The following is a 19,876-nucleotide window of genomic DNA, read 5'->3' on the forward strand; positions in this document are numbered from 1 at the left end:
TCTATGACAAGTATATCCCGCTTTCTGTGAAAAGTTAGCAGGTATGACGTGCTGCATATTGAAGTAATGAGAGACATGATACGCTAAGGACTTGCATGAAAAGAGAACTGCGGAAGGATGAAGCTGCACCCATGCTGCGATTTCAATTAAAATATCTGCTTAACAACAGACAGACCCGGCTGATCCTGTTCCTGACCGTCAGTGTGTCCCTGCTGATTACGATGATCGGCCTGTTTTCTTATAGAGAATACCGCAAAGCGCTTGATACCGAGCTGAACACGCCGAATGTCGAGCTGCTGCAGATTAATATGGATGTGCTGGGCCGGGCATTCCGGGAATCGGACGATAAAGCGGTGGATTTGTCGTTTCATCCGGCGGTCCACAAATTTATGGATGCAGATACGGCGGATAACGAAGGCATTGCTGCCGAGCCGCATAATTACCTGACTACGCTTGCTACCGAGCCGGAGGAGCGCTCCATCAGTGTCATCAAATTCCGGGACCAGTCCGTTCTCTCCAGCCGCTACGGCTACCGGGCAGACTGGGAAGAAGCGCCGGAGCATGAGTGGAGCGGGTGGATCAAGGAGCTTGAAGACAAGCCGCTTCTGATCAAAAGAAGGCAGTATGCCGGAAAAGACTCCCGGCTCAGGGGCACGGAGCTGCTCTCGCTGGCCCGGCCGATTGTCCGGGACGGTGAAGTGGCCGGTGCGGTACTGATCGACCTGGACTATGACCGGCTGTTCTCCAAAATGTACACTCATCTGTCCAGCTATCAGCTGGTGTACGATCTGGAAGGGGCGCTGATTTATCCCAAGCTCAATCTTCCTTTTCCGGAAGAGGATATGGATGAGGTGCTGACCCGGATTGATGTCAGTCCCTTTGCACACGTGGAGATCGAAGGGCAGGCATATATGGCCAACCAGACCTTTTCCAATGTTACCGGCTGGCGGATGGTCTCCCTGGTGCCGATGGAGCAGCTGCTCAAAAATGTCAAAATCGCCCGCAACATTATGCTGATGCTGTCATTGATCTCCATCGCTATCGGCTGTTCTGCCATCTATTATTACAATTTCGCCGCCTTCCGGCCGCTGAAGCGGATCAACAAGCTGCTGATTCCCGACCCGGCAAGAGCGGCACAGGGCAATCTGTACGATCTGGAGCCGGTGATCAGCAAGCTGGTCGGTGATTTCCAGAGCAAATCTCTGGTGGCAGAGTGGAGTCTGCCGGAGCTGCGCTCCAAATTCGTGAACGATCTGATTACCCGCAGCATCGGAACCCAGGAGACGCAGACCAAATGGCAGCATTACTTCAATGACTGGTCGGACGGGCCGTTTGAGTGCCTGCTGATCTCCATAGACCGCCATTCTCAGTGGACATCCGCTTATATGGAGGAAGATCAGCTGCTGCTGAAATATGCAATGAACAATATCGTATTTGAGCATTTTGAGCCGGGCTGGCGTACAGTGACGGCTTCTCCCGGAAAAGACAGCCTGTTCGTGCTGCTGCAATCCAAAACGGGCGGAGAACACGGGCTCACTGAAGATGCCGGCAGGCTGATTAGTATCTTGCAGGAAGTGCTGAAAATTTCGGTTTCCATCGGGACCGGCGAACCGGCAGCTTCGCTGGCCCAGGTTGCCCGGTCATATACAGGGGCTGAACTGGCTTTATCCTACCGTCTTTATGAAGGGTACGGACGAGTGCATGAATTTGCGTCAAAGTCTGACCCATGGGATGAAAGCGGTGCGGCCGATGATGTCTGGAAGCAGGAAGTGCTGCATGCGCTGAAATCCCCGGATGCGGATACAGCGCTGCAGTGGGTGCACAGATGGTCGGCAGATACCCGCAAGAAGGCGGTGCCGCCGCAAAAGGTTTTCCGTTCCGTAGATGATCTGCTGGAGGAAATCCTGAATATATCAGCAGCGGGCGGCCACAGGCTTCCTCCGGAGTTGGCGGATTATACACGGCACCAGGTAACGACTATGGACTTGTCAGATATTGAAGGTATGCTGTGCAGTATAGTTGTTCATATGGCGGAGGTTCTTGGTGTGCACCGGCAGTCCAAGGAGTATCTGATGACCCAGGAACTGATCAAATATATGGAAGATAATCTGCAGCATAATATCGGCCTGCAGGATATCGCAGCGCATGTGAATATGGGAGTATCATCGGTCAGCACAATTTTTAAGGAAGAGACAGGAACAACCGTCTATGATTATCTGACCAGTCTGAGAATTGATAAGGCATGTGAACTTCTGCAGGGAACCGGTCTGAAGATTGCGGAAATTGCCCAGCTCGTAGGCTACCAGAATGAGAACAGCTTTATCCGGGCCTTCCGGAAGGTGAAATCGATCACACCGGGCAGGTTCCGGGAGAGCAGCAAATATCCCAATGAGTATGCAGATCAGCCAAAACCGCGCCATTCCGGCGTTTTTGAGGACCCGGAGTAAGATTATACGATTGAACGGGACCCCCCGATAAGCTAATGTTCTACTTAAGAAAACATTCACAGCTGGTGACATCCGGCTGGCATTGAACAAAAGTTCGGGGGTGACAAATTAAACCTGAGGCCGCTTTTTATCTACATGGTTCTGACCGGCCCAAGGTTACATTTCTTAATATCAGGGAAGAGGGATGGTCTGTGAAACGGACGACAAAACTGGGAATCGGAATAGCATTTTCCCTTGCAGCATTGTTCATCGTGCTTCTATCCGGCCGTCTGACCGGCACGGATCACAGCGGAAACAGCGGAAGCGGTGATTTTCCCAAAAAGCCGGTTACCTTAATCGTGCCTTATGCTGCAGGAGGGGGAACGGATACCACGGCAAGAGCCTTGGCCAAAGCGACAGAGAAGTTTCTGGGACAGCCGATTGTTGTGGTTAACCGCACCGGCGGCGGGGGTTCCGTGGGGCTTATGGAAGGGGCGAATGCCAAAAGTGACGGATATACGGTCACGTTTCTTCCGGCGGAGCTGACGATTTTACCGCATCTGGGGCTGCTGCCGATTACCTATGAGAAGTTCAAGCCGATCGCCCAGACGAATTTTGACCCTTCTGCCATTACCGTGAGAGCTGAAGCGCCATGGCAGAACGTAAATGAGTTTCTCGACTTTGCGAAAGCGCATCCAGGGGAATTGAAAATGGGGAACGCAGGAACGGGAAGCATCTGGCACCTGGCTGCTGTAACACTTGAGCGGGAATCAGGCGTGGAGTTCGCACATATTCCTTTTGAAGGCGCCGGACCTGCTGTATCCGCACTTATGGACGGGTTCGTCGATGCAGTCCCTGTAAGCCCTGCCGAGGTGAAAAGGTATGTGGATGAAGGGAAGCTGCGGACGCTCGCGGTCAACGCGGATAAACGTTCCGAAGCGCTGCCCGGTGTACCGACGCTGGAGGAAGAGACCGGGATCCATGTGAACTTCACCAGTACATGGCGCGGCATCGCCGTACCGAAGGATACACCGGACCGGATCGCATCACTGCTGACAGAAGCATTTATCAAAGGAACCGAGGACAGATCCTTCCGCGAGTATATGCGGGTGAACGGGCTGGGGCTGCAGGTAACGGACGGCAAGGCTTTTTCAGGGCAATTGAAGGAAAGCAATGACTTGTTCTCCAAAATGATCCCCGAGCTTGGACTGAGCCGTAAGTGATCTGAAAGCGCCGTCAAAATCAAGCAAACATTCTTCTTATGAGTCCGCTGCCTGCGGTTTGGCTGCAGGAGCGTGTACACTCATAGGCCGGTTTGCTGTGCCCTCTTGCGGAAAAAAGTTCAATTTTATGCAGGAAATATTAATTTTTTTAAGAAGAAAGGCTGGAGACAACTATGAAAATTAAAAAAGCGTTAGACCGGATTCCCGGAGGGATGATGCTGGTACCACTGTTCCTGGGGGCCATCATTCACACTGCTTTTCCGACTGCAGGCGATTATTTCGGCGGTTTTACCAAAGGACTGATGACAGGAACTGTACCGATTCTCGCAGTCTGGTTCTTTTGTATGGGAGCCGCAATTGATGTGAGAGCTACAGGAGCAGTGCTGCGTAAATCGGGTACTCTGGTGCTGACCAAGATCGCCGTAGCCTGGGTAGTCGCGATGATTGCGATCCAGTTCCTGCCGGAGGGCGGAGTGCAGACCGGATTTTTTGCCGGCTTGTCGGTGCTTGCGCTGGTCTCTGCAATGGATATGACGAACGGCGGACTGTATGCTTCCATTATGCAGCAGTACGGCACCAAAGAAGAATCCGGCGCATTTGTCCTGATGTCACTGGAATCCGGACCGCTGGTGACCATGCTGATTCTCGGAAGTACCGGCGTAGCCGTGTTTGAACCGCATGTATTTGTCGGCGCTGTGCTGCCGTTCCTGATCGGTTTTATTCTGGGTAACCTCGACCACGATCTGCGGACTTACTTCGGCAAAGCTACACAGACGCTCATTCCTTTCTTCGGCTTTGCGCTGGGAAGCTCCATTGACCTTGGCGTCATTCTGGACACGGGCCTGCTGGGTATTCTGCTGGGCGTACTGGTAATTATAATCACCGGTATTCCGCTCATTCTGGCTGATAAATTCATTGGCGGAGGCAACGGAACCGCCGGAATTGCCGCCTCCAGTACCGCCGGAGCAGCTGTTGCCAACCCGATGCTGGTAGCGAACATGAAGCCTGAATTCCTGCCGGCCGCCGAGACGGCGACTGCGCTTGTAGCAGCAGCGGTTATTGTCACCTCCATTCTGGTGCCGATCATCACCGCCTACTACTCAGACTTTATGAAGAAAAAGAACCCGCCTGCAGCCGACAGCCCGTCAGATGCTGCTGCTCAGAAAGCAGCGATTTAATAACATCCTTTAACAACGCAAGTTAGTGGATTTATAAATATATATTGCTTACCCTTGCGGGACTTTCCGGATGCCTTTTACGGCTGCTCCGGAGGGTCCTTTTTTAGTGGACTGCCAGGCTTTTGTCCGGGACCATTTTCATGCGGGCTGGCGCGTCGGTGGATGAAGTGTATAAGTACCTTTGAATTGAGCAAAAGTGGCCTGATGGCGCGAATGAAAGGTAAAAGTACCTTTGAATTCGGCGAAAGCGGGCTGATGGCGCGAATGAAAGGTAAAAGTACCTTTGAATTCGGCAAAAGTGGCCTGATGGCGCGAATGAAAGGTAAAAGTACCTTTGATTTGGCCAGAAGTGGGCTAGTGGTGCGAATGAAAGGTAAAAGTACCTTTGATATCGTCGAAAGCGGGCTGATGGCTCGAATGAAAGGTAAAAGTACCTTTGATTTGGCCAGAAGTGGGCTAGTGGTGCGAATGAAAGGTAAAAGTACCTTTGAATTCGGCAAAAGTGGCCTGATGGCGCGAATGAAAGGTAAAAGTACCTTTGATTTGGCCAGAAGTGGGCTAGTGGTGCGAATGAAAGGTAAAAGTACCTTTGATATCGTCGAAAGCGGGCTGATGGCTCGAATGAAAGGTAAAAGTACCTTTGATTTGGCCAGAAGTGGGCTAGTGGTGCGAATGAAAGGTAAAAGTACCTTTGAATTCGGCAAAAGTGGCCTGTTGGCTCGAATGAAAGGTAAAAGTACCTTTGAATTCGGCAAAAGTGGCCTGATGGCGCGAATGAAAGGTAAAAGTACCTTTGATATCGCCAAGAGTGGGCTGATGGCGCGAAGGAATTGTAAAAGTACCTTTGATATCGCCAAAAGTGGGCTGGTAGCGCGAATGAAAGGTAAAAGTACCTTTGATATCGCCAAAAGCGGCCTGATGGCTCGAATGAAAGGTAAAAGTACCTTTGAATTCGGCAAAAGTGAGCTGATGGCGCGAATAAAGTGTAAAAGTACCTTTGATATCGCCGAAAGCGGGCTGTTGGCGTGAATGAAGTGTTAAAGTACCTTTGATTTGGCCAGAAGTGGGCTGGTAGCGCGAATGAAAGGTAAAAGTACCTTTGATTTCAGCAAATGTAGCCTGATGGCGCGAATGAAAGGTAAAAGTACCTTTGAATTCGGCAAAAGTGGGCTGATGGCGCGAATGAAGTGCAAAAGCACCTTTGATATCGCCAAAAGTGGGCTGATGGCGCGAATGAAAGGTAAAAGTACCTTTGAATTCGGCAAAAGTGGCCTGATGGCGCGAATGAAAGGTAAAAGTACCTTTGAATTCGGCGAAAGTGGGCTGATGGCGCGAATGAAAGGTAAAAGTACCTTTGATATCGCCAAAAGCGGGCTGATGGCGCGAATGAAAGGTAAAAGTACCTTTGATATCACGTCACTCAGCCGCGCACCCCGGCTGTCGTAATCTTGCTCTCCTATTCCAGAGTGCTGCATAAGCGATAATGAATCGTTTATACTGGCGGTAAGAGGTGATAGGCATGGAGCAGGCGTTATTTGAGCGGATTTATGAATCGGTTGTGCGGCGGGAGCCGACCTATGATGGCGTCTATTATACAGCGGTGCTGACGACACATATTGTCTGCCGCCCGTCGTGCCGGGCGCGGACGCCCAAGGCCAGTAATGTTGTATTCTACGGATCTTTGGAGGAGGCGACAGAGGCCGGATTCCGGCCCTGCAAACGGTGCCGTCCCGAGGCGGGCGGTGTGCTCCGGCCGGACGCGGTGCTGGCAGCGGAAGCAGACAGGCTGATGGAGATGCAGTTCGGGCAAAAGCTCACGCTCCAGATCCTTGCCGGACAGCTGAAGGTCAGCCCGTTCCATCTGCAGCGCACCTACAAGCGGGTCACCGGGCGGTCGCCCGCTGAGCAGATGGACCGGCTGCGTATCGAGAAAGCCTGCGCCCTTCTGGCAGATTCAGCGTTAACCGCTGCAGAAGTAGGACAAGCGGTAAGCTTCCGCGGGCCGTCCCATTTTACAGCCTGGTTTACGCGCAAAACCGGCCTCCCGCCCACAGAATACCGCATTCAAACCCAAGGAGGGACTTCTCATGAGTGAAGTTACGATATATCATCATACCCTGAACCTGGGGAACAGGGACTGGACACTCTGGGCTACAGATAAAGGCCTGATCCGCCTGTCCTTTGGGCGGGAACAGGAGCTGGCGGCATCCTGGCTGAAAAGCTATGCTCCGCTGTACCGTTATCAGGAAGCCCCCGAAGTGTTTGAACAGATTGGAATTGCCCGGGAAATGGAGAACTATTTTGCCGGAGCACGGGTTACCTTTACGGGTATTCCTCTGGATGTCTGGGGAACCCCGTTTCAGCGTGAGGTCTGGACCGGGCTGTCCACAATTCCGCATGGAGAGGTTATTACTTACCGCGAGCTTGCCGGGAGAATCGGCAGGCCGCTGGCGATGCGGGCAGTAGGGACGGCGAACGGGCAAAATCCGCTGCCGCTCATTCTGCCCTGCCACCGGGTCATCGGCACGAATGGAACATTGACGGGCTACCGCGGCGGACTCAAGCTGAAGCAGGAGCTGCTGTCATTGGAAGGGATTACTCATGTGGGGGATAAGGGACATGAACGATTTGCTTTTTGAGCTGCCGCTGCCGGAATATTTTGATTTTGGCGTGTGCCTGGAATATCTGAACCGCTCACCGCTGGAGTGTCTCTACCTGACCGATCAGGAGGGGATCACACGTTATTTCAGCCTGGAAGAGGGGCCTGTCCTAATCCGGCTTACTGTGCCTGCAGGAGACAAGCTGCGGGTAACACTGCTGCATGGGGAGCGTCCCGGACCTGACGCTGCGGCATGGCTGGCCCGCTATATCAGGGAATGGTTCGATTTGGACCGGGATCTCGCCCCCTTTTACCGGATAGCTGCTGCTGATCACCTGCTGCAGTCCTTGGCAGAGCTTCACCGCGGCCTGCGGATTGTCGGTATTCCCGACCTGTTCGAGGCGCTGTGCTGGGCCATTCTCGGCCAGCAGGTCAATCTGGCGTTTGCCTACAGGCTCAAAAAGCAGCTGACTGCCGCTTACGGTAAATCGCTGGAGTGGGAAGGGCATATCTACTATGAGTTCCCGGCTCCGAAGGCGTTCGCGGATGTGCAGCTTGAGGAGCTCTGCGCCCTGCAGCTGACCCGCAGCAAAGCGCGGACGGTGCTGGAAGTAGCTGCACTGATTGCAGGCGGACATCTCAGCCGCGAAGAGCTGCTGGCCATGCCTTCGCCGGAGGCTGCCGAGCAGCGGCTGCTTCAAATCCGCGGAATCGGCCCCTGGACCTCACAATACGTACGGATGCGCTGTCTGGACGATACTACTGCGTTCCCGGTAGGAGATGTCGGGCTGCAGAATGCGGTCAAATTCCTGACCGGCATGGACCGGAAGCCGACCGCTGCCGAGCTACTGGAGCTGGCAGAGCCTTGGCGCGGGTGGGAAGCTTACGCCACCTTCTATCTGTGGCGGGCCTTGTATTAAAAGTATATCCACGGCAGCACTATTCCGGCTTACTTCAGAAACGGTGCTGCCATCCCGAGCATCTCTTCTTTACTGAAATACTGCCCGCTCATCTCGTGCATCTCATACAGGATATTCTCCTGCCGGCCCGGAATCCCGGCTGACCATGCCAGGCTGTTGCCGCCTTTATATTTGGTGTAGACCATTTCTACGCCCTGGAAGACCAGCTTTTCTGCGGTGAATTCAACCTGTTCATCCATATAGGCCGTAACTGGTCCTTTGGTTCGTGATATGTGTACAGTAATTTCTTTATCTCCCTGCCGGTAGGCTGCTGTAAGGTTATCAATTTGATCTGACAGCTCCACCGGAAGCATGGCATAATCCTTGCCGGATTGCTCTGTCTGCTTACGCAGCTTGTCCGCTGTAGCTGCCGCTTCTTCTGGAGCAGGAGGATTCACCAGATTAACCGGCATATACCGGACTGATGCGCTGTGGAAGGAATACCCGCCGGCAAGCTGCTCTGCAATCTTCACGGATTGTCCTGACAGCTTAGACTGCAGTACAGACCAGTCGCTGTAGGTTACCGGCTTCAACCGGGTATCTGTCACACCCTCAGGATTGTGGGGGATAACATAAAAGATGGCCGCTGTACCTTCTTCCAGCAGCTTTTCCCCTAATTCCCTGCTGAAATCAAGCCGCTGTATCTCTTCCTCTTGCATTGCCGGAAACTCTGCGGCGGGCTTAACCTGATAAGTAACATCCCCGTTCTTGTTGCTCAAGCTCTGATAGTGTACTGCGGCAAAGCCGGAGGAGGCTGTCAGCAGCATTCCCGTAATAACCATAACTCCAACCTTGTACCGGTACCGCATATTCACACGCTCCTTTTGCTGTTGTTCCGCATATAGCTGTTTCATTACACGCCCGGACAAATCGACATCTCCAATATCCTTCTTAAGAAGGATTTCTTTCAATTCCTTTTCTTTGTAAGGCAGCATAATGATCCTCTCCTTTAGCATCCATATAGTATTTCCGGAATTTTTTAGCGCTCCGTTCGTACCTTTTCCGCAGACGGGTGCTGCTCTGATGCAGAATCAGGCTGATATCCTGATAGCTCATTTCCTCCACGCTGCGCAGGATTAGCAGGTTCCGTTCTTCCGCCGACAGCTTTGCCATCGCCCGCTGGACCTTTTCATCAGGGTACTTCGCCTCGATCTGCTGATCGACCGGCCTGTACTCCTTCTCATCCTGATAGAAAAGGCTCAGAGCTTTCGCCAGCTTCCGTCTGCGGAGCACATCAATACACTGATGGTAGGCTATCTTGTACATCCAGGCTGCGAACGGCACAGCAGGATTATAGGCGGCTAAGGAACGGTAGGCTTTAAGAAAAACCTCCTGGGCACTGTCCTCTGCTTCCGGATACGAACCAAGCATATGGCAGCAGTAGAGAACAATCGGTTTCTGATAGAACAGCAGGATGTCTTCGAACTTATCAATATCACCAGCCAGCACCTCGCTAATGGTCTTCTGCAGAACTGCATCCTCCAAGGCTGTTCACCTCCTTTCAATCTGTACAACGGATGGCCGTCCGGGGATGTGACATTTTTTTATTGAAAGGAAATCGGAATGTAATAGATCGGGCTGAATCCGGATTTGCCGCCGGCAGGCACTTTATTAAGTTTAAACGAAATTTAAACAGGCACTGCCCCTAATTTTAACCTGCACTTTTTACAATGGGGAAAGGTTGAGAGAAGGGGGCTGTACATGTAATGAAAACAAAGAAGAAGCCTGGCCCGGTAAAGAGGTTCATCAGGAGTATCATAGTATTATTAGGGGCAGTTGTACTTTTAACCGTATCTTTTAACAGTATAATGACCATGTATGAGCACAGGCAGTATCCGGCGTGGGGCAGGTATGTGGAAGTGAAAGGCAAGAAAATGCATATCTACACCAAAGGGACAGAGGGCAATACCATCGTGATGTTACCCGGATTGGGGACGGCGGCGCCCGTGCTCGATTTTGAACCTTTGGCAGACAGGCTGGCTGTACATAATAAGGTAGTGGTCGTGGAACCCTTCGGGTACGGCTGGAGTGATCTGACGGATGAAGAGCGGACGGTGGATCATATCGTGGAGGAGCTCAGAAGCGCGCTGCAGCAAGCGGACATTCCAGGCCCGTACACGCTGCTGCCCCATTCAGCTTCCGGCATTTACAGCCTGTATTACGCCAATAAATATCCTGACGAAATCCAGGCCGTTATCGGGATTGACATCACCCTGCCGCAGGCAGTGGAGTATTTCGGGGAAACCGTTCCGCAGATGCCAAAGTATATGAGCTGGATCGCACCCAGCGGTGCAGCAAGGCTTGCAGCGTATATCATTCCGTCAGATCTTCTGCCGGCCGCCGATAAGGGTACGTATTCTGACGAGAACCTGAAGCTGACCAAAATGATCACCGCCTGGAAGGCCTACAACAAAAGCGTGGTAAATGAAGCGGGAGAACTCCGGAATAACATTGAGGCCACCAAGGATATGGCTTTTCCGTCCGGTTTGCCTGTGATGATATTTGCTGCAGAAAGGGATAAAGCCAGCACAGACGGCAGGACCAACATTACCTTCTACGATGAACAGCTCCAGCATGTGCAGAGCCATCAGCTCATTCCGTTAAAAGGCCATCATTATCTGCATTGGACGCATTTTCAGAAAATGGCTGAGGATATAGATGCATTCCTGCAAGCAGCCCGGGCGCAAAAAGACGGCGTTTCATAATGAAACACCGTCTTCCGGTTGTCCCCACAGCAGACATTCATGCCGCTCCTTTCGCGGCACTTTAGACGATGAAATTTCGAGGCTTCTATAACAATGTCCTCACTGCGGACACTGTTATTTCAGGATAGATAATGTATTTTAGCGCGGTCTTTTCGTAAATATCTGAAAATCTACTCCGAACTTGTCGGTCACCATACCGTAGGCAGGACTGAAATAGGCCGGACCCAGCTCCGCCACTACCTCGCCGCCCTCTCTCAGGGCATTATACAGCTGCCGGGCATCTCCGGCATCCTCCACTGTCAGGCAAATGTTGATCCCGTTGCCCCGGCGCAGCGCCTGACCCTTGTCCAGATCCGCTACAAAAATAGCAGCATCCCCCACCTTCAGTACAGAATGGGCAATCTTTGCCTTCTCTTCCTCGGACAGCGGAGCATCCGGGTTCTGCGGGCCTTCACCAACAGTCTGCATAAAGAGCAGCTGGGCCCCCAAACTCTCCTGGTAAAAAGCGACTGCTTCCTTTGCTGTGCCCTCAAGCAGAATAAACGGATTTAATTGGATGTTCATGATCTGATCCACTCCTTGTGATTAAAGCGCCCGGTGCTGCTGGGCTTTAACGTAAGTGTAGATTATAATAGTGACAACTCTTGTCACTAATAATAATTTTAATGGAGTAATTTCATGTCAAAATCAAAACGTCTGCTGGATCTGATGATGACCGTTAACCGTAAGCGTAAATTCACCGTCAAGGAGCTGGCACAGGAGTTTGGCGTCTCCTCACGGACGATTCTCCGGGATCTACAGGAGCTTAGCGAGCTTGGTGTGCCGCTGTACTCCGAGGTGGGGCCGCATGGCGGATATCAGGTGCTGAACGAAAGAGTCCTGCCGCCGATTGCTTTTACGGAGGAAGAAGCGGTGGCGATTTTTTTTGCCAGCCATGCCCTGCGACACTATAAATATCTGCCCTTCAAAGCGGAATCGCAGTCCGCGCTGCACAAATTCTATCATTACATGCCCGGAGATGTCCGCGACCGGATGGATGAAATGAAGCACCGGATTGATTTTGTGATCCCTGCAAGACAGGCGGAGTTTCCGTATCTGTCCATTCTGCTGGAGGCGGCTGCAGGGCAAAAAGTGCTGCTTATTGACTATGAATCGAGCGGACACAGGTCACAGCGGCACATTCAGCCAATCGGCATTTATGCCAGTAACGGCCTGTGGTATTGTCCGGCGTACTGCTATGAACGGAAGGACATCCGCGTATTCCGCTGTGACCGGATCTATTCAGCCGGGTACGATCCTTCCGGGCTTAAGCCGCACGATCTGAGACATGTCCACCTGGGGAATAAGGACGAATACAGCGGTATTAAACAGCCGGAAGAAGCAGAACAAATCCGTATTTGTGTGGATTTGGAGCCGGAGGCCGTTCAGGCCTGCGAAGGGGAACTGTGGGCTGCGGGACTGCTGCAGACCTTTACGGACGGTTCGGGCCGGCTTGAAGGTCATGTGCCGGAAAAGGACCTGCGGTTTTTTGCCGGATTCATCCTTGGACTCGGAACAGGCGCCACCGTGCAGGAGCCGCCCGGGCTGATCGGAGAGCTGAAGAAGAGGCTGGCTGAAATCCTGAACAAATATAAGTAAATCTCCTACATTCCCCAGACCTCCGCCAAGCGGCGGATTCCCTCTTCAATTGCATCCTCGGGAATGCCGGCGAAGCCGAGAATGAATTCGGGTTCGTCATTCCCGGGATGCTCCCACCAGGTATAGGACATCGGAGTGACTCTTATGCCTTCCGCTGCTGCGGACGCCGCAAGCGCTCTTGCACTGCCGCCGCTCCGCAGCTTCAGCAGGATATGAAAGCCGGCATCCCTGCCGCTGATGACTGCCTGGTCCCCGAAATGCTGCTGAATGGCACGCAGAAGAAGGTCATGCTTGCGCTGATAGAGCAGCCGCATTTTCCGCAAATGCTTCCCGAAATGCCCCCGTTCCAGAAAATAATGCAGCGCAATCTGGTTGAGCCGGGAGGCAGAGTGCTCCAGGTACAGCTCCCGGGCCAGGCTGTGATACAGCGGCAGCAGCTCCTGCGGCAGCACCATGTAATGAATACAAAGTGCAGGCGCAAGCGACTGGGCAAAGCTGCACATATAGATGACCGGGCTGTTCTCCAGCAGCCCCTGCAGCGCAGGAATCGGGCGTCCGTGATAGCGGAATTCACCGTCGTAATCATCTTCGATAATGTAGCTGTGCGTAGAACGGGCCCAGTCCAGCAGGGCATGCCGTTTGGATATTGGCATCGTGATCCCCCGCGGGAACTGGTGGGAGCTGGAGATGTAGACCAGGTCTGCCCCGCTCTGGCGCAGCTTCTCTGCATCCAGCCCGTCCTCCTGCAGCGGAACAGGAAGGATTTCATACCCGCTGCGCCTGAAGGCTGCAGGTACGAGATGGTACCCCGGATCTTCTATAGCCAGACGGCTCCTTCTGCCCTGCAGCATCAGGCACAGAATTGAGCACAGCGTATACTGGTCTCCGCCGACCACGATCTGCTCTGCAGTACAGCGCAGCCCGCGGAACTGCCGGAGATAGGCGGCGATGCTGGCGCGCAGTGCAGGCTCACCCTGCGGATCGCCGTACTGCAGCAGATCCGGATTGCTGAGCTGCTCCTGATAGAGGCTGCGCCACATTTTGTGCGGAAACAGGGAAAAGTCATTTTTAGAGATATGAAAGTCATAGGCATATTCTGTGGAATCACGCGGGGTAATCCTGGGCGCAGCCGGCGCCGGCAGCTCTGGCGGCTTGTTGCCGCTGAACATATGCATGGGCTGTACATAGCAGCCGCTGCGCGGCCTGCTTGCAATGAAGCCCTCCGCCAGCAGCTGCTGATATGCCAGCTCGACAGGGGTGGTACTGATTCCGGCTTGTGAGGCCAGTGTGCGGATGGAAGGCAGGCGGGTGCCTGCCGGCAGCGAGCCGCTGCTGATTTCTTTTGCAAAATAATCATAGAGCTGGATGTAATATGGAGTGTCACTGTGTTCATTAAGGCCGGGCACAAGCAGCATAAGCGCCTCCAATCTGTCCTTTGGAAATAAACGTTTTTGTATATTTTAAAGTATACAGTTTTGCCATAGCATAGAGCTATAGAAAACGACAGGAGATGGAAAGATGAGCAGCTATTCAGGATTATTGACAGGGGACAAGGTGTATCTGCGCCCGCTTAACGGAGAAGACGCCGAACTGTATTACCATATGTTCTATGATGCGGAGACCCGCCGGCTGACCGGAACGCAGAAGCATATTACCAAGGAGGGGATTGTCCGGTACATTGACCGCAAGGCGGATGATGACAGCAGTGTGCTGCTGCTGATTGCGCTCCGGGAGAATGATGAGGCAATCGGTGATATTGCGATCCAGGACATGGACCGGAACAACCGCACGGCGAATATCCGGATTGCCATCGGCGACAGCCGGCACCAGGGACAAGGCTACGGCAGGGAAGCGCTGTTGCTGATGCTTGATTACGGGTTCGGGATTTTGAATCTGCACCGTATCGAACTGGAGGTGTTTTCATATAATAAGCGGGCTATGCATGTCTATGAGAGCATCGGCTTTACCCGTGAGGGTGTACGGCGGCAGGCGCTGTTTTATGACCATGCGTACCATGATGTGATTATGATGAGCATGCTGGAGAATGAGTACAGAGCGCGTTATTTTGCATAAAGGTCAAAATAGGTCAAATAAATGATAAACACTAAAATTTGTAATAAAATTAAGCCGAAATGCCGGATTTTCCCGGTTTTTCGGCTTATACCGGTTTTGTCATCCGGCAGGAAGGAATCTATAATAAAGCCATAAGGTCAAATAAAGTCAAAGTCAAATTGACCGCAAACAAAAGTCAAAATGAGAGGAGAATGGAACATGTTTGATTTGGTCCCTTTTGGAAAACGCAGAGAGGATGCTTTTGGAATGCTGGCGAAGTCTTTGAATGATGTATTCAGCGACGATTTCTTTGCCCCGATGAAAAGCACAACCTTGTCCTTCCGGACTGATATCCGCGAGAACGAACAGGCTTATCTGATCGAGGCGGAACTGCCGGGCTTCAAAAAAGAAGAAATTGACATTGATTATGCCAGCCCTTATTTGACGATCAAAGCGGTGCGCAGCGAGAACAGCAGCGAGGAGAACGAAGAGCATCAGGTGGTACGCCGGGAACGCCGGTACGGGGAATATGTGCGCCGGTTCTATGTGCAGGATATCGCCGAGGATGGCATCCGCGCTTCGCTGAAGGACGGCCTGCTCTCCCTGGAAGTCCCTAAACGGCAGAAGCCGCAGGGCAGACGCATCGAAATTCAGGACGGCGGCTCTGAGCAGGGAAATAACTGATGGGAGCGTTCCAAGCCCGTAAACCGCGGCTGAAAAAGGGAGCAGAGGCCCGGGCGGCCCGGACCGCCCGCCTTCATTAATCTTGAAGATTCGGCAGCGGATAAGCGGGCTTTTCACATAGCACTATCATAAAGGCGCATTGTAGTGGGGATTTACGCTATGGTGCGTCTTTTGCCGAGATAAGCCCTGAAAAGGAGGAGGATACCTTTGGCGGCCAAAACCTATTATGAAGCGCTCGGTGTGAGCAGGCAGGCCTCCAGGCAGGAGATCAAAAAAGCCTATCAGCAGCTCGCCAAAAAGTGGCATCCTGATGTAAACAAGGCGCCCGAGGCGGAAGCGAGATTCAAGGAAGCTGCAGAAGCCTATGAGATATTGGGCAGCGAGGAAAGGCGTAAAGCGTATGATGAAGAGCTCCGTTACGGATCCGGCGGGGCCGGTCCGGGGCGGGCTGGTGCATATCGTGAGGGGCGTGCTCCTTTTGGGGCAGGCTTTAGCAGCGGCGGCTTCTCCTTCGAAGGCTCCGGACTTCCCGAGGAGGATATCTTCGGCATGTTCTTCGGGGGCCGGGGGGCTGGCGGGCGTCCGGGATTTGATTTCTTCTCCGGGGGCAGCGCCGGCGGCGGTCACAGCATGATGCAGGCCCAGCTTGAAATTACACTGGAGCAGGCGTATAAAGGCGGGAATGTGAGAGTACAGCTGGCTGGAAGAGATGTAATGGTCAGTATTCCGGCCAAGGCTGCAGAAGGAACGGTAGTCCGCGTGTCCGCAGGCGGAGCCGGTGCAGATCCGGGCGGCGATGTGCTGATTGAGCTGCACCTCCTGCCGCATGACATTTATGAGCCCGATGGAGGAGATCTGTACGGCACAGTGGAGATTGCCCCTTGGCAGGCCGTCCTCGGCGGAGAGGCCAGGGTGCCGCTGCCGGACGGCAGCAGCGTGAAGCTGAAAATTCCGGCAGGAATGGCCGGAGGGCAGACGCTCCGCCTGCCCGGTAAAGGGCTGAAGACCCCGGCGGGCGGATATGGGGACATCCTGTTCAGGGTGGAGATCATTATTCCTTCAGAAACTACAGAAGCCGAGAAGCGGCTGTATCGTCAGCTGGCTGAAGCATCCGGCTATAAGGCCGGTGCCAGGCGCCAAGGAACTGCAGACAGACAGCGGGCTACGCGGACCGGGTAATTCTTAATATAGAAGCATCACATAATAACGGAAGGGTGATGGGAAGTATGGACTTTAATAAGCTAACACAAAAACTGCAGGAGGCGGTCGCTGCGGCACAGTCGCTGGCCGCGTCAGCCGGGCATCAGGAGATTGACCATCTTCATCTGCTGAAGGCGCTGCTTCAGCAGCAGGAGGGTCTTCTGCCGCGCCTGCTGCAGAAGATGAATATTCCTGCAGCCGGACTGCTGCAGGATACGGAGGAGCTGCTGCAGCGGAAGCCGGGCGTCAGCGGCTCGGGTGCGGGAACCATGCGGCGGTATGCTTCCGCTTCGCTGATGGCCGTGCTGGAGCAGGCCGAGCAGGAAGCCGCAATGATGCAGGATGAATTTGTTGCCGTGGAGCATGCCGTGCTCGCCATGGTTTCGGACTCTGGCAGCGCAAACCGGGAGCTGCGCGGCATCTTTACCAGCAGGGGCGTGACCCGCGAGAAGCTGCTGGCGGTACTCGCAGACATCCGCGGACATCAGCGGGTGACGAGCCGTGAGCCGGAAGCCACGTATGAAGTGCTGGAGAAATACGGGCGCGATCTGGTGGCTGAGGTACGGGCGGGCAAGATTGACCCCGTGATCGGCCGTGACGGGGAGATTCGCCGGGTCATCCGCATCCTCTCCCGCAAAACGAAAAACAACCCGGTACTGATCGGAGAGCCCGGCGTCGGGAAGACAGCAATTGTGGAAGGCCTGGCCCACCGGATTGTCCGCAAGGACGTGCCGGAGGGGCTGAAGGACAAAACAATTTTCTCGCTGGATATGAGCGCGCTGGTGGCCGGGGCAAAATACCGCGGGGAGTTCGAGGAGCGGCTGCAGGCTGTGCTGAAGGAAGTCAGTGAGAGCGACGGCCGGATTATTCTGTTCATCGATGAGCTGCATACCATTGTGGGAGCGGGCAAGACAGAGGGTGCCATGGACGCCGGGAATATGCTTAAGCCGATGCTGGCCCGCGGCGAGCTGCATTGTATCGGGGCGACAACACTGGATGAGTACCGCAAATACATTGAGAAGGACCCCGCACTGGAGCGCCGCTTCCAGCAGGTGCTGGTCAGCGAGCCGGATGTGGAGGATACGATTTCGATTCTGCGCGGACTCAAAGAACGTTTTGAGGTGCACCACGGGGTGAAAATCCATGACAGCGCACTGGTCGCCGCAGGAGTACTGTCCAACCGGTATATTACGGACCGTTTCCTGCCCGATAAGGCCATCGACTTGGTCGATGAAGCCTGCGCGATGATCCGCACGGAGATTGATTCCATGCCGGGGGAAATGGATGAGGTGACCCGCCGGCTGATGCAGATGGAGATTGAAGAGGCTGCCCTGAAAAAAGAAACCGATGAGGCCAGCAAGCGCCGCCTGGAATCTTTGCAGCGCGAGTTAGCCGACCTCAAGGAGAAGCATCTGGGCATGACCGCCCGCTGGGAGAAGGAAAAGTCGGCCATTCAAGGTATCCGCGAGCTGAAGAAGCGGCTGGAGCAGGCCCGCAAGGACCTGGTGGACGCACAGGAAGAATACGATCTTAACAAGTCAGCCGAGCTCAGCTACGGCATTATCCCCGATCTGGAGCGGCAGCTGAAGGCGGCGGAGGAAGCCGCACTGCAGGACCAGGACACGCGGCTGCTGCGCGAGGCGGTAACAGAAGAAGAGATCGCCGATATTGTGTCCCGCTGGACAGGAGTCCCTGTAAGCAGACTGGTGGAGGGCGAACGCGACAAGCTGCTGCGGCTGGAGGAGACGCTGCATGAGCGGGTAGTCGGGCAGGAGGAGGCTGTATCCCTGGTCGCCGACGCTGTGCTGCGGGCGCGGGCGGGCATCAAGGATCCGAACCGGCCGATCGGCTCGTTCCTGTTCCTCGGACCGACCGGTGTCGGCAAAACCGAGCTGGCCAAGGCGCTGGCCGTCTCGCTGTTCGACCGCGAGGACGGTATGATCCGCATCGACATGTCGGAGTACATGGAGAAGCACAGTGTATCCCGCCTGGTCGGTGCGCCTCCGGGCTATGTCGGCTATGAGGAGGGCGGCCAGCTCACTGAAGCGGTCCGCCGCCAGCCGTATACGGTCGTGCTGCTGGACGAAGTGGAAAAGGCGCATCCGGATGTCTTCAACATCCTGCTGCAGCTGCTTGATGACGGGCGGCTGACCGATTCCCAGGGCCGGATCGTCGACTTCAAGAACACGATCATTATCATGACCTCGAACATCGGCTCGCCGCATCTGATTCAAGGCACGGATGACAACGGTGAGCTTACGAAGGCCGTCAAGGACCGCGTCATGCAGGAGCTGCGCGGGCACTTCCGGCCGGAGTTCCTCAACCGGGTCGATGATATTGTGATGTTCAAGCCGCTGACGCTGGACGAGATCAGCCGGATTGTCGTGAAGCTGGCCGACGGCCTGCGCCAGCGCCTGGCCCAGCGCGGTGTCGGCCTTACCCTCAGCGAAGCTGCGGTCCGGTTCATCGGCAAGGAAGGCTTCGACCCTGTATACGGTGCCAGACCGCTGAAGCGGTTCATCCAGCGCAGCCTGGAGACCCCTGTTGCCCGGGCACTGATTGCCGGGGAAGCGGTGGAAGGCTCCGTGCTGGAGGTTGACGAAGCCGGGGGCGAGCTGAAGGTGTCCATCGCTGCGCCGCAAGCTGCTGCACTGTCAGGAACCGTGTAACAGCGGGGCAGGGGGCTCACAATTTACTGACAGCTCTGTAGTTGAAGTATCCAAAAGCGTCCGAAGCCGTTAAGGCCGGACGCTTTTTGGGTTGCAAGCAGCACCGGCCAAGCCACATCGGCCAAATTGCACCGGTTCAGGGACTGGGCGGACGCATAAGGCTGCCCGGCGCGTCCCTCCAGGCTAAAGGACGCTGCATGCATTATATGCCCCGTCCTTTTCAGGCTACATTATATGTCTCGTCCACTTTCTCACGCTAACGGACACAGCGTCCGCTATTTGCCGGAAATCGCCCCGTTTCCACTGCTAACAGACCGTAGTTCCCTTATTTCGCCAAAATGGTGGATAAACAACGCCCTTTCGGATGAAATAACGGATCTAGGGTCCGTTAGCATTTCAAAACACACCTCCAGCGTAAAATAACGGATCTGGTGTCCGTTAGCAATAGCATTGCCAAGTAACCAATACGTTTTAATATGCGTGAGGCGACAGGTTGAAGTCGGCAGTAGTTAACGCGGTGTCGTATGAAATCAAAATCACATA

Annotated in this window: 18 protein-coding genes; 14 read left to right on the plus strand and 4 right to left on the minus strand. The window is 54.1% G+C overall.

What is annotated here, in order from left to right; all coding sequences use genetic code 11:
• The first annotated feature begins 95 nt into the window (after nucleotides 1-95).
• The 8 genes from C2I18_RS13310 (at nucleotide 96) to C2I18_RS13345 (ending at nucleotide 8,346) form a co-directional block, all read left to right on the plus strand.
• On the plus strand, nucleotides 96-2,447 hold the full coding sequence (locus C2I18_RS13310; RefSeq protein ID WP_249901621.1) for a helix-turn-helix domain-containing protein: 2,352 nt from the start codon (nucleotides 96-98) through the stop codon (nucleotides 2,445-2,447).
• Between the two features lie 170 nt (nucleotides 2,448-2,617).
• Nucleotides 2,618-3,649, plus strand: coding sequence for a tripartite tricarboxylate transporter substrate binding protein (locus tag C2I18_RS13315; protein WP_481857940.1), 1,032 nt, complete (start codon nucleotides 2,618-2,620; stop codon nucleotides 3,647-3,649).
• 173 nt (nucleotides 3,650-3,822) lie between these two features.
• Nucleotides 3,823-4,827 (plus strand): 2-keto-3-deoxygluconate transporter, encoded by a 1,005-nt coding sequence (kdgT, locus tag C2I18_RS13320; protein WP_249901622.1) that lies wholly within the window; start codon nucleotides 3,823-3,825, stop codon nucleotides 4,825-4,827.
• Nucleotides 4,828-5,013: 186 nt separating this feature from the next.
• Nucleotides 5,014-5,856: a hypothetical protein gene (locus tag C2I18_RS13325; RefSeq protein WP_249901623.1), complete on the plus strand. Its 843-nt coding sequence runs from the start codon at nucleotides 5,014-5,016 to the stop codon at nucleotides 5,854-5,856.
• A 93-nt stretch (nucleotides 5,857-5,949) separates the two neighbouring features.
• Nucleotides 5,950-6,273, plus strand: a complete 324-nt coding sequence (locus C2I18_RS13330; RefSeq protein ID WP_249901624.1) for a hypothetical protein — start codon at nucleotides 5,950-5,952, stop codon at nucleotides 6,271-6,273.
• A 73-nt stretch (nucleotides 6,274-6,346) separates the two neighbouring features.
• Nucleotides 6,347-6,922, plus strand: a complete 576-nt coding sequence (locus C2I18_RS13335) for an Ada metal-binding domain-containing protein (protein WP_249901625.1) — start codon at nucleotides 6,347-6,349, stop codon at nucleotides 6,920-6,922.
• Nucleotides 6,915-7,466, plus strand: coding sequence for a methylated-DNA--[protein]-cysteine S-methyltransferase (locus C2I18_RS13340; protein ID WP_249901626.1), 552 nt, complete (start codon nucleotides 6,915-6,917; stop codon nucleotides 7,464-7,466). The genes C2I18_RS13335 and C2I18_RS13340 overlap by 8 nt, the downstream gene beginning before the upstream one ends.
• Nucleotides 7,447-8,346 (plus strand): DNA-3-methyladenine glycosylase family protein, encoded by a 900-nt coding sequence (locus tag C2I18_RS13345; RefSeq protein ID WP_249901627.1) that lies wholly within the window; start codon nucleotides 7,447-7,449, stop codon nucleotides 8,344-8,346. The genes C2I18_RS13340 and C2I18_RS13345 overlap by 20 nt, the downstream gene beginning before the upstream one ends.
• Nucleotides 8,347-8,375: 29 nt before the next feature.
• On the opposite strand, the gene C2I18_RS13350 is transcribed toward C2I18_RS13345, so the two are convergent.
• A complete protein-coding gene (locus C2I18_RS13350) occupies nucleotides 8,376-9,320 on the minus strand; it encodes a hypothetical protein (protein ID WP_249901628.1) in 945 nt (314 codons plus the stop codon).
• The gene (locus tag C2I18_RS13355) at nucleotides 9,277-9,870 is read right to left on the minus strand and encodes an RNA polymerase sigma factor (protein WP_249901629.1); all 594 of its coding nucleotides are present in this window, start codon (nucleotides 9,868-9,870) and stop codon (nucleotides 9,277-9,279) included. Before C2I18_RS13355 ends, C2I18_RS13350 begins: the two co-directional genes overlap by 44 nt.
• A gap of 323 nt (nucleotides 9,871-10,193) precedes the next feature.
• On the opposite strand from C2I18_RS13355, the gene C2I18_RS13360 reads away from it, so the two are divergent.
• The gene (locus C2I18_RS13360) at nucleotides 10,194-11,090 is read left to right on the plus strand and encodes an alpha/beta fold hydrolase (protein ID WP_249901630.1); all 897 of its coding nucleotides are present in this window, start codon (nucleotides 10,194-10,196) and stop codon (nucleotides 11,088-11,090) included.
• Between the two features lie 138 nt (nucleotides 11,091-11,228).
• Here the strand turns inward: C2I18_RS13360 and C2I18_RS13365 are convergent, their stop codons facing one another.
• On the minus strand, nucleotides 11,229-11,654 hold the full coding sequence (locus tag C2I18_RS13365; protein WP_249901631.1) for a VOC family protein: 426 nt from the start codon (nucleotides 11,652-11,654) through the stop codon (nucleotides 11,229-11,231).
• 114 nt (nucleotides 11,655-11,768) lie between these two features.
• On the opposite strand from C2I18_RS13365, the gene C2I18_RS13370 reads away from it, so the two are divergent.
• Nucleotides 11,769-12,728 carry a helix-turn-helix transcriptional regulator gene (locus C2I18_RS13370; RefSeq protein WP_249901632.1) on the plus strand — a complete coding sequence of 320 codons (960 nt, stop codon included), beginning with the start codon at nucleotides 11,769-11,771 and terminating at the stop codon, nucleotides 12,726-12,728.
• A 5-nt stretch (nucleotides 12,729-12,733) separates the two neighbouring features.
• Here the strand turns inward: C2I18_RS13370 and pdxR are convergent, their stop codons facing one another.
• Entirely contained in the window at nucleotides 12,734-14,143 is a 1,410-nt protein-coding gene (gene pdxR, locus C2I18_RS13375; RefSeq protein WP_249901633.1) for a MocR-like pyridoxine biosynthesis transcription factor PdxR, read from the minus strand.
• Between the two features lie 103 nt (nucleotides 14,144-14,246).
• On the opposite strand from pdxR, the gene C2I18_RS13380 reads away from it, so the two are divergent.
• The 4 genes from C2I18_RS13380 (at nucleotide 14,247) to clpB (ending at nucleotide 19,333) form a co-directional block, all read left to right on the plus strand.
• The gene (locus tag C2I18_RS13380) at nucleotides 14,247-14,801 is read left to right on the plus strand and encodes a GNAT family N-acetyltransferase (RefSeq protein ID WP_249901634.1); all 555 of its coding nucleotides are present in this window, start codon (nucleotides 14,247-14,249) and stop codon (nucleotides 14,799-14,801) included.
• Between the two features lie 198 nt (nucleotides 14,802-14,999).
• The gene (locus C2I18_RS13385; protein WP_249901635.1) at nucleotides 15,000-15,464 is read left to right on the plus strand and encodes an Hsp20/alpha crystallin family protein; all 465 of its coding nucleotides are present in this window, start codon (nucleotides 15,000-15,002) and stop codon (nucleotides 15,462-15,464) included.
• Nucleotides 15,465-15,671: 207 nt separating this feature from the next.
• Complete coding sequence (locus C2I18_RS13390; RefSeq protein ID WP_249901636.1) at nucleotides 15,672-16,643, plus strand: DnaJ C-terminal domain-containing protein; 972 nt, start codon at nucleotides 15,672-15,674, stop codon at nucleotides 16,641-16,643.
• Between the two features lie 47 nt (nucleotides 16,644-16,690).
• Nucleotides 16,691-19,333: an ATP-dependent chaperone ClpB gene (clpB, locus tag C2I18_RS13395; protein ID WP_249901637.1), complete on the plus strand. Its 2,643-nt coding sequence runs from the start codon at nucleotides 16,691-16,693 to the stop codon at nucleotides 19,331-19,333.
• Nucleotides 19,334-19,876 lie beyond the last annotated feature (543 nt).

It is taken from the genome of Paenibacillus sp. PK3_47 (assembly GCF_023520895.1).
Classification (GTDB): Bacteria; Bacillota; Bacilli; order Paenibacillales; family Paenibacillaceae; genus Paenibacillus_AQ.